At 68.2% G+C, this 10,011-nt stretch carries 6 protein-coding genes, 1 tRNA gene and 2 pseudogenes; 6 read left to right on the top strand and 3 right to left on the bottom strand.

What is annotated here, in order from left to right:
- The 4 genes and pseudogenes from AB0J04_RS06185 to AB0J04_RS06170 form a co-directional block, all read left to right on the top strand.
- A pseudogene (locus tag AB0J04_RS06185) lies at nt 1-452 on the top strand (RNA helicase); the annotation flags it as partial.
- Nucleotides 453-753: 301 nt separating this feature from the next.
- A complete protein-coding gene (locus AB0J04_RS06180; protein WP_363167185.1) occupies nt 754-2,835 on the top strand; it encodes an FG-GAP-like repeat-containing protein in 2,082 nt (693 codons plus the stop codon).
- 48 nt (nt 2,836-2,883) lie between these two features.
- A complete protein-coding gene (locus AB0J04_RS06175) occupies nt 2,884-4,440 on the top strand; it encodes an amino acid permease (protein WP_363167184.1) in 1,557 nt (518 codons plus the stop codon).
- 92 nt (nt 4,441-4,532) lie between these two features.
- A tRNA-Lys gene (locus tag AB0J04_RS06170) sits at nt 4,533-4,605 on the top strand.
- 34 nt (nt 4,606-4,639) lie between these two features.
- Here AB0J04_RS06170 and AB0J04_RS06165 read toward each other — a convergent pair.
- A pseudogene (locus tag AB0J04_RS06165) lies at nt 4,640-5,212 on the bottom strand (site-specific integrase); the annotation flags it as partial.
- Nucleotides 5,213-5,891: 679 nt separating this feature from the next.
- On the opposite strand from AB0J04_RS06165, the gene AB0J04_RS06160 reads away from it, so the two are divergent.
- Nucleotides 5,892-6,947 carry a ParB/RepB/Spo0J family partition protein gene (locus AB0J04_RS06160; protein WP_363167183.1) on the top strand — a complete coding sequence of 352 codons (1,056 nt, stop codon included), beginning with the start codon at nt 5,892-5,894 and terminating at the stop codon, nt 6,945-6,947.
- Between the two features lie 24 nt (nt 6,948-6,971).
- On the opposite strand, the gene AB0J04_RS06155 is transcribed toward AB0J04_RS06160, so the two are convergent.
- On the bottom strand, nt 6,972-7,496 hold the full coding sequence (locus AB0J04_RS06155) for a MaoC/PaaZ C-terminal domain-containing protein (RefSeq protein WP_363167182.1): 525 nt from the start codon (nt 7,494-7,496) through the stop codon (nt 6,972-6,974).
- 127 nt (nt 7,497-7,623) lie between these two features.
- On the opposite strand from AB0J04_RS06155, the gene AB0J04_RS06150 reads away from it, so the two are divergent.
- Nucleotides 7,624-7,812, top strand: a complete 189-nt coding sequence (locus tag AB0J04_RS06150; RefSeq protein WP_363167181.1) for a DUF5708 family protein — start codon at nt 7,624-7,626, stop codon at nt 7,810-7,812.
- Nucleotides 7,813-7,912: 100 nt separating this feature from the next.
- On the opposite strand, the gene AB0J04_RS06145 is transcribed toward AB0J04_RS06150, so the two are convergent.
- Complete coding sequence (locus tag AB0J04_RS06145; RefSeq protein WP_363167180.1) at nt 7,913-9,868, bottom strand: FAD/NAD(P)-binding protein; 1,956 nt, start codon at nt 9,866-9,868, stop codon at nt 7,913-7,915.
- Between the last annotated feature and the right edge of the window lie 143 nt (nt 9,869-10,011).

Genomic DNA, 10,011 nt, shown 5'->3' with positions numbered 1-10,011 from the left:
GTCCGTCGGGTGGCTTCAACCGTGACGACCGCGGTGGCCGTTCCTTCGAGCGTCGTGACAACGACCGTCCGTCCTCCGGCGGCTTCCGTCGCGACAACGACCGTCGGGACAACGACCGTGGCGGCTTCCGTCGTGACGACCGTCCGTCGGGTGGCTTCAACCGTGACGACCGCGGTGGCCGTTCCTTCGAGCGTCGTGACAACGACCGTCCGTCCTCCGGCGGCTTCCGTCGCGACGACCGTCCGTCCGGCGGCCACCGTGGCAGCGACCGTCCGTTCAACCGCGACCGTCGCGACGACCGCCCCGCGGGCGGCTTCCGCTCCGGCGGCAGCGACCGCCCGTACGGCCGTCGTGACGACCACCGTGGGGGCGACCACCGCGGCACCGGCTCGACCGGCGGCTCCTCCTTCGGCCGCCGCGACGACAAGCCGCGCTGGAAGCGCAACGGCTGACGTCTTCTGCTGACAGCCCGAGGGCCCGCACGACTCCGGTCGTGCGGGCCCTCGGGCGTTCCGACTGCGCTCTTTTGCGCTTGGGCTGACTGGTTTTCGCTACGGCTGACCGTGTGACGCTTGTTAGCGTCCCTTGGCTCTGACTCTGACTTTGCGTGGACGCTTGGCGGTGTGCGGCCGAGGGGGTTCTCGGCACAGCCGCGCGCCAGGAACGAGGGGATCTGACCTCCCGTCGCCAAGCGGTTCTCGTTTCCCCGGGGAGGGACCCTTGGCCCGGCGTGTCCGGATCGCACTCACTCTGATGACCTTGGCCGCCCTCGGCGTCGGCTCGTTGACCACTGCGGGCCCGGTGGCCGCAGACACCACTCCCATGCCCCTCGACACCAGCGGGGTGTGGGGCGTCGACTACGCCGGCGGTGTCCTCACCACGGTGGAAATCGCCCCGAGCGGCCAGCCGTTCGTGATCAACCGCCCGGTCTCGGCCGATGGCGCCACCGCAGGCGAGCGAGACAGCCGCGGATTCGCCGGCACCTTCGCGTACGGCGAGCATCTGCAACGGGTGCCGTGCGACGCGGGTGACTGCACCGCGCTGCGGGGGGCCGGGAACGGCAGCGTGGGCGTCTTCTTCGGCAACTCCGAGGGGAACGAGGGCAGGGAACGCGCCGAGATCCGGACAAACGGCTACGGCCTCCACTCCGGCGACGAACCCGTCGTCACCGGCGGCAGGTTCGTCGACGTCACCGGTCGATACTTCGTCTACAACGCGGGGTCGACCGGCCAGCAGTACGTCGATGCCGAGCAGCACTATCTGGTGCACGACGTGCGCCTGACCCGCAAGGTCACCGCCGCCTCCGTGTGGGGCTCGCGGCTGTATGTGCCGGGGACCGACAAGGGCACCGTCACCGGGTACGACCTGGAGCAGAAGCGGACGGTCGAGAGGCTGGCCACCCGGGCTCCCTGCACGGTTCAGGAACTGCAGGCAATCGGCCGCTGGGTCTACTGGAACTGCGGGCCCACGGGCGCGGCGGGCGTGTACGACCGTACGGCCAAGAAGAACATCACCGTGCCGTCCGGGCCCGTCCTCGTCGGCGACGGTTACCTCGTCCGACACGACCGGACGGCCGGGAAGCTGGCGCTGACCGATTTCCACACCGGTACGGCTGCGGCCGAGCGCGAGGTGGCGGACCTGTCGGCCGGGAACACCGTCGACCAGCGGCGGCTGACCTGGTCCGTGGACAAGTTCGGCGGGGACATCGCGTACGTGGACGCGGAGCACACCGTGCACGTGGTGCAGAGCGGGGTGCCGTCGCAGCCGCTGGCGCTGATCGAGTCCGAGATCAGCAACGGTTTCGTCCACGTCACGGACTACTGGTGGAACAGCACCTGGCAGTTCAACAAACCGGCCACGTGGACCTTCACCGTGAAGGATCCCCAGGGCCGGGTCGTGCACACCCAGAGCGGTGCCGGCACGGCCCCCGAGGCCGGTTGGAACGGGCGTTCGGACGCGGGTGCGTACCTGTACAACGGCGGCTACACCTGGACCCTGACCGCCACGGCGACCGAGGGCGCCGGTACGTACACGTCCGGCGGTTCCATCAACCTCAGCGGAGGTCTCCAGGGCCATCATGACCAGGGCGGCCACACCTACGGCGAACTGGTCACGCTCGACTCCTCCGGCCGCCTGACTCTGCACTACACCAAGGGCACGGGCGCCTTCGACTGGAAGGAGTCGGCTTCCGGCTGGCCCGCCGGGACCGTCGCGGTTCCCTTCGGGGACCTGACGGGTGACCGGTGCGCAGAGATGCTGACCCGGATGCCCGGCGGTGAACTACGCCGCTACACGGGCAACTGCGTCACGTCGTACGCCCCGTCGGACAGCCATGTGTCGCTCGGCACCGGCTGGAACCAGTTCGACGTCCTGACCTCGCCCGGTGACGTCAGCGGTGACGGTCGTCCCGATCTGATCGCCCGTAACGCGGCGACGGGCGCGGTGTACCTGTACAAGGGCACGAGCGCGGGCAGGCTGGCGGCCGCGGTGAAGCTGTACGCCGACTGGAAGGCGTACAAGAAGGTCGTCGGGGCCGGGGATCTCGACGGGGACGGCGTCGGGGACCTGCTCGCCCAGGACAAGGCGAACAACCTCTACCGGTTCTACGGCACCGGCCGCGGCACCTTCGGCGCGGGCGTGAGGCTGTACGCCGACTGGGGCGCTCCGTACAACGTGGTCGTCGGGGTCGGCGACATCACCGGGGACGGCAAGGCGGATCTGGTCGCCCGCGACACGGCGGGTGTTCTGTACCGCGTTCCGGGGAACGGGAACGGGTCCTTCTCCGCGCGGGTCAAGATCGGCGCGGGCTGGCAGAACTACAAGGGCATTTTCTAGCCAAGTTGTGATGCATGTCACGCCCCCGGCGAGGGAATTGCTGGGGGCATGACAGATGACGGCATAGCGAGCGGGCGGTCTCCCGGAAATCCCTCGGATTCCTCGGGGCTCTCGGATGAAGAGCGGCTGGCCCAGCTCGGTTACACGCAGGTTCTCGCCCGCCGTATGTCGGCGTTCTCCAACTACGCGGTCTCCTTCACGATCATCTCGGTCCTGTCCGGCTGCCTGACGCTGTACCTGTTCGGCATGAACACGGGCGGCCCGGCGGTGATCATGTGGGGCTGGGTGGCCGTCGGCCTCATGACGCTGTTCGTGGGCCTGGCGATGGCCGAGATCTGCTCGGCCTACCCGACCTCGGCGGGCCTGTACTTCTGGGCGCACCGGCTGGCGCCCCCGCGATCGGCGGCCGCCTGGGCCTGGTTCACGGGCTGGTTCAACGTGCTGGGGCAGGTCGCGGTGACCGCCGGCATCGACTTCGGGGCCGCGTCCTTCCTCGGCGCGTATCTGAACCTCCAGTTCGACTTCGAGGTGACACCGGGCCGGACGGTCCTGCTCTTCGCCGGGATCCTGGTGCTGCACGGCCTGCTGAACACCTTCGGGGTGCGGATCGTCGCCCTGCTCAACAGCGTGAGCGTGTGGTGGCACGTGCTGGGCGTGGGCGTTATCGTCGGGGCGCTGGCCTTCGTCCCCGACAAGCATCAGTCGACGTCCTTCGTGTTCGGCGAGTTCGTCAACAACACGGGCTGGGGCAGCGGCGTGTACGTGGTGCTCCTGGGCCTGTTGATGGCCCAGTACACCTTCACCGGCTACGACGCCTCCGCCCACATGACGGAGGAGACGCACGACGCGTCCACGGCCGGCCCGAAGGGGATCGTGCAGTCCATCTGGACCTCGTGGATCGCCGGCTTCGTCCTGCTGCTCGGCTTCACGTACGCCATCCAGTCCTACCAGGGCGCCCTGGAGTCCCCGACCGGCGCGCCGCCCGCCCAGATCCTGCTCGACGCGCTCGGCGCGACCGCCGGCAAGCTGCTGTTGCTGGTGGTGATCGGGGCCCAGCTGTTCTGCGGGATGGCGTCGGTGACGGCCAACAGCCGCATGATCTACGCCTTCTCGCGCGACGGCGCGCTGCCCTACTCGCACGTCTGGCACACGGTCAGCCCGCGCACCCGCACCCCCGTCGCGGCCGTCTGGCTGGCGGCCGGCGGCGCGCTGTTGCTCGGCCTGCCGTACCTGATCAACGTGACCGCGTACGCGGCCGTCACCTCCATCGCCGTCATCGGTCTCTACATCGCCTACGTCATCCCGACGCTGCTGCGCATCCGCAAGGGCGAGGCGTTCGAGCGCGGGCCGTGGCATCTGGGCCGCTGGTCCAAGGCGATCGGCGTGGTGTCGGTGGCGTGGGTGGGCGTCATCACCGTCCTGTTCATGCTGCCCCAGGTCTCGCCGGTCACCTGGGAGACCTTCAACTACGCCCCGGTCGCCGTCCTCGCCGTCCTGGGCTTCGCGGGGCTGTGGTGGCAGGTCTCGGCCCGGGAGTGGTTCCTCAACCCGACGCACGAACGGACGCTGGCCCGGGAGGCGGCGAGAGCGCAGAAGACCCTGTAACCGACTTCGGCGTGGCCGTGTCTCCGATACCCGATCGGAGACACGGCCGGCTCCGGCTATGCTCGGGGAGGCAACATCACGCAACACCGCGTGGGCCCTTAGCTCAATTGGCAGAGCAGTGGACTTTTAATCCATTGGTTGTGGGTTCGAGTCCCACAGGGCCTACGAGTGCAGGGGGAGGGAAACTCCTTCTGACCTGCTACGTAGCGTCCGGGTCGGCTTCGGTCGACTCGGACGCTTCCTCGTTTTCGGGGCCTTGCGTGAGCGATGCGTGAGCGGGTGTGCTCGTGGCCTGCGGATCAGTAGCAGGTCCGCTCGCTGCCGGACGCGACCGGGGGATCAGCTTTGCTGCCTTCTCGGCGATCTCACGGTCCAGCTCAGGGAGCAGGCTCGTGTACGTGTCCGAGGTCAGCGTGATGGTGGAGTGCCGCAGCGTCTCCTTCACCGTGTGGATGTCGCCGCCGCCTCCGTGCGTGAGCGTCGCGGCGACGTGGCGTAGGTCCCGCAGGGTGATGGGCGGCAGGTCGGTCGTGGCGAGGATGCGGCGGAAGGACTCGGAGACCGTCCCCGGGTGCAGCCAGGAGCCGTCCTCCTTGGTGAAGACCTTGCCCGTGTCCTGCCAGGCGTCGCCCCACTGCGCGCGCTCCTTCTCCTGGCGGGCTTTGTGGTCGCGCAGTTCGGAGATGGTCGTGCTGTCGAGCGCGATCGTGTTCGCGCTGCCGTGCGTCTTCGGTTCGGACTCGTAGGGGTCCCAGCCGTCGACCACGATCTGCGAACCGTGCCCGCTCTTCCTCTTCGAGTGCGGGCGGCTCCGAAGGGCCGAACTCCTTCATCTCCCGCACGGCATCATTTCCAGAAGTGGCCCTACAACCAACTCCCTTTCATGTTCAGGACACAAGATCGGCTACACCACGAAGCGGGACACCACCCGGTGATCTTCCTTCAAGACACTTGGTGCCGGTGAGCGGCCAGCGAAGAACCGATCGGTATGTCACTGGCGGTTACCACAGTGGGTGACGTGACCGGCCTTTCCCGAACCGCAGCCTGTAGATGCAAGAGGTCCTCTCGTCGAGGCAGTGTTGTGACTGATGGTCTCTCTCGGGTCATGCCGTCAGGGGGAACCACGGGCACTCACCCTGTGACACCAGGTCAGTCCGGACGCCGTCCGGCTCGGTGGCCGCGGAGGTCCGGCACGTTTGCCGCCGCGAATCATCGCGGCGGCAGCGGCCCGACCTGTCGCTCGGGATCCGTAAGTTCACCTTCGAACAAGATAGTTGGCGTATCTTCTCTCCTCCTTTCGTAGGGTGTGGGCCAGCCGAGGCGATGGAAGGATGGAGCTAGAGAGAGGCGACCGCACCGGGGGATAGCTCATGGCGAGGCAGGTTCGGCACGATTCCGCTGTATGCACGCAGGAAGATCCGGGAGTCGCGACGGAACTGCGGTCACTGTCGATGCTTCAGCAACGTCCCGCGGAAAAGGTTCCCATCCGGTCTTTGAGGTTGGCCGATTCGCCGCGGCTCACGAGCATGAGCGACGAGCACGCGCATCTCCTGGCGGCCACGGAGACCGAGTTACCGCCCATCCTCGTTCACCGCGAGACGAGGGGGGTGATCGACGGCATGCACCGTCTGCACGCCGCCCGGCTGCGTGGTGACGAGGAGATCGAGGTCCGCTATTTCGACGGTGACGCGAGGGACGCGTTCGTCCTCGCTGTCCAGGCGAACATCATGCACGGCCTGCCGCTCTCCGCCGCGGAGCGCACCAGGGCCGCCCGGCGCATCATCGGCACCCACCAGCACTGGTCCGACCGGGTCATCGCGGAGGCGGTCGGGCTCAGCGCCAAAACCGTCGCGAGTGTGCGCAGGAGTTCGACTGAGGAAAATCCACAGTCGAATCGCCGGGTCGGCAAGGACGGTCGCGTCCGGCCGGTCGACGGTGCCGCCGGCAGACTGCGCGCCTACGAGTTGCTCAAGCGCGGCCCCGGCATGCCGCTCCGGGTGATCGCCGCGGAAGCCGGGATCTCCATTTCCACCGTGTGGGACGTCCGCGCGCGGATCAAGCGGGGAGACGATCCCGTGCCGCCCCGGCAGCGCAAGGCGATGGCGACCGCTTCGCAAAGCGGCCCGAAGACCGCCGTGCGAGCGGACACCGACGACAACGGCCTCGACGACAACGGCCTCGACGACAACGGCCTCGACGACGCCCTCGATGACGGCCCCGGTTCACGGCAGAGCCCGGCCTCCTCGGAGTGGATCGTCAACGACACGCTGGAGCGGCTGCGCAGGGACCCCTCCCTGCGTTTCAGCGAGGCCGGACGCGACTTTCTGCGCTGGGTCGAATCCAGGGTCATCTCCCCGCACGAATGGAACCAGTTCATCGACAGGCTGCCCCCGCACCAGGCGAGTCTGATAATGGCGATAGCCCGGAAGAACGCCGGACTGTGGCGGGAGTTCGCCGAACAGCTCAGAGCGAGACAGGCCCTTGTGGACAGCCGAGGCGACCACTGAGTGCCACGGCCGGGAGCGGCGGTGTCAGGGACGCGTCTTCGCCCGGGGCGTCTCGGTCTCCAGCACCGGAAACCGTGGCAGCGAGGCATCGGTCCTGACCTGGTAGAGACGAGTCTGTTCCGCGGTGCAGACCACGCTCCCGTCCTCCGCCTCGATGCTGATCGACAGCACCAGCTCCAGGTAGCCGCGCGGCCGCGAACGTGAACTGACGATGGTCACCCCGGCTCGCAGTCCGCGCCCGACCACGGCGGGGGCGCGGAACCGCACCCGGTCCAGTCGTTGGTTCAGCCCCGACTCGGACCAGTCGAGGTCCAGCAGACTGTCGGTCAGAAAGGTGATCAGGGAAAGGACCAGGAATCCATGGGCCACCGGGGCCCCGAACGGTCCGGTCGCCGCCCGGTCGGGATCCACATGGATCTCCTGCCAGTCACGGGTGACGTCGGCGAAGGTGTTCACGTCCCGTTGCGTGATTTCGAACCATTCGCTGTGACCGCAGTGCCGGTCGGCCCGCTCCTGGTACCAATCGGCTATTTCCTGCAATGTGGCCATGCGGATCTCCTGTGAAGTTTCCAGAAAAGATATGGACATATTCCTCGGCGAGGGTTCAGTGTTACTGGCTGTTGAGGCGAAGGTCAAGGGTGCGAATAATGCATCCTGTGCAGTGGAAGGGTAAGAAATGAATTCGGTTGTCAAGGCGCTGGTCGGCGGAGGTGTTACCTTCGTCGTCGGTCTGGCGCTCTGGATGTTCACCGGTGACATCGAGACTCCGGTGGTGACGCTGACGAAGCTTGGCGTCGTATTGATGGCTCTGGGGGCACTGGAGGTCGTGTACGGGCTGTACAAGGGTGTCGTCGGCAGTAAATAGCCAAGTGGCCCTGCGCCCGGTCGTCGGAGAACCGCGCCGTGAACAGGGCCACCAGTACGTGATCGACCGTGTCAATGGATTTCTTTTCCCGCGCGCCTTTTTATGCCGGCGCGCGGAGCTGCCTGATCAGCCGCCGCCCCATGGCGTCGTTCTGCCGGAAGAACGGTGAGTTCGTGCCGGGGACCGAGAAAGAACCCAGGCTTCCTCCCGTCGCGAACGCGCCGAGCGCGTAAAGCCGCGGATGTGGTTGTCCGGACGGGGCGGTCACCCGGTAGTCACCGTCCTGCGCCACGAGGCGGAACGCGTTCTCCGCGTCCGCCGAGCCGCGGGCCGTCGCATGGCCCGCGGCGATGAGCCCGCTGAGCACCGGGGCGTTCCCGCCGACCACGTCCGGTGCCGCCAGTCGCGCCTCGATGAAGTACCTGGCGCGGTGTTCGGTCGTCAAGGAGTCGGAGCTCGCCACGAAGACACCGGCCGCCTCGTCCGTACGGACCCGGATATCGGCGCCGAGGAAGCGGACCAGTCCGGCCCGGGACAGCGCGATGAGCTGTTCCAGGCGGAACGGGGGCGGTCCGGAGGAGAAGAAGCTGTTGAACTCGGATATCCGGTCGATGGCGGACAGGGCGTCCGGGGTGAGCGCACCCCCGTCCGACACCAGCAGCTCGGCCAGCTGATTGCCCGCCTCGAACAGTGTTCCGGCCGCTCCCGCCCACGCGCTCTGGGCGGGCAGGGTCACCCTGTCGACCGTCTCCCGGACATACCGGCGCATCCACGAGTCGAGCTCGCTCGCCGACCGGAAGCGCCGGCCCGTCAGCGGCCTCAGGAGTCGGTCCAGGTCGAGTCGGTCCGGCGCCCGGACCGACTCGCGCACCAGCACACGCAGTCCGGGACTGTCCCAGTCGAGTCCCTCGTAGGCCTGTGCGAAGTCGGCCCAGGACGTCATGGTCCGGTCCGGGTGCCCGGTGAACAGCTCCTGGTAATACCCCCAGCCGAACTCCTTGGCCGTCAGTGACCACGCGTCCGCAGCCGTCGGGGAACCGTCCGCAGCCGTCGAAGCACCGTCCGGAGCTGTTGGGGAACCGGGGGCCCGCCCCGGACCCGGCACCTGGTCGGCCAGCGCGGACTTGAACGCCTCCACCGTGGCGAACCTGACGGGCCCGGGTGCCGTACCGAGCCGGGGCAGACCGGTCTTGGGCAGGTGGGGCACGCCTCGCCGGGAGCCGACCCACAGGACGGGCTCGGCACCCGATGGCTCGTAGCGCAGCTCGCCGTCGGCCTGGCGGGCGAACGCGCCGCCCCTTCCCTCGGTCAGCAGGGACATCAGGTCGATGAACGCCAGCCCGAAGCCGGCGACGATCACGTCGGCACCCGGTGGAAAGACGGAGAGACCGACGTCCGCCGTACAGCTCGGCGGGAGATACGCACCGCCGTGCCGGTCAGCGAACGACGCGTACCGCCGCTGGGTCTCGTCCATGCTGCCGTCGAGGTTCCCCTGGGCGAGGACCACGACGTCCGCGACGAGTGTCCCTCCGTCGGAGAGAGTGAGGCACTGCCGCCCGTCGCCCCGCTCCGACAGGGCGACCGCCGCGGCACGGTGGTCGTGGACCTCGACGCCCGCCGGAAGGGATGCCCGCGCCCGGCGGAAGCACCACGCCAGGTACTCACCGGCGAACCGCCGACTGGGAAACGAGTCCGGTGTCAGGGAACGTGCCTCGGCCACGAGATCCGCCGCGGAGATCTCCCGCGCGCCGTACTCGACGGCCCAGTCGAACAGCGCCGGACCGGGCGTGATCGGGCCCGCGCATTCGACGCTGCCGTCGGTGAACATCGTGACGTCCCTGGCCCGGGAGTTCATCAGCATGTGCGGCGCCTGATCGGGCCGCCACACCCGTCCGCCCCCGGCGGGGAACGGGTCGACGACGTCGATACGCAGCGACCCCCTGGGCCACAGGTCGTCGAAATTGGCGGCGATGCGCTCCAGGATGCCCGTCGACCTGGGGCCGGCGCCCACGAACGCCAAGCACGGGGTCACTAACGACTCTCGGTTCTCAGTCATGGCGCGGAGGGTACTGCGCACTGCCCCGGTAACTGGCAAAGCGAACTGTCAACCAAGTTCCGACAAGTTCCGAAAAGGGAGCGCGACCGGGGACGGCGGGGCACGTTCGACTTCTGCCCGCTGTTCGACTGCTTCGGGGTGCC

It is taken from the genome of Streptomyces sp. NPDC050263 (genome assembly GCF_040655955.1).
In the GTDB taxonomy this organism is placed as follows: Bacteria; Actinomycetota; Actinomycetes; order Streptomycetales; family Streptomycetaceae; genus Streptomyces.
Note: the sequence above shows the minus strand (reverse complement) of the source record. Positions and strands in the feature narration are given on the sequence as shown.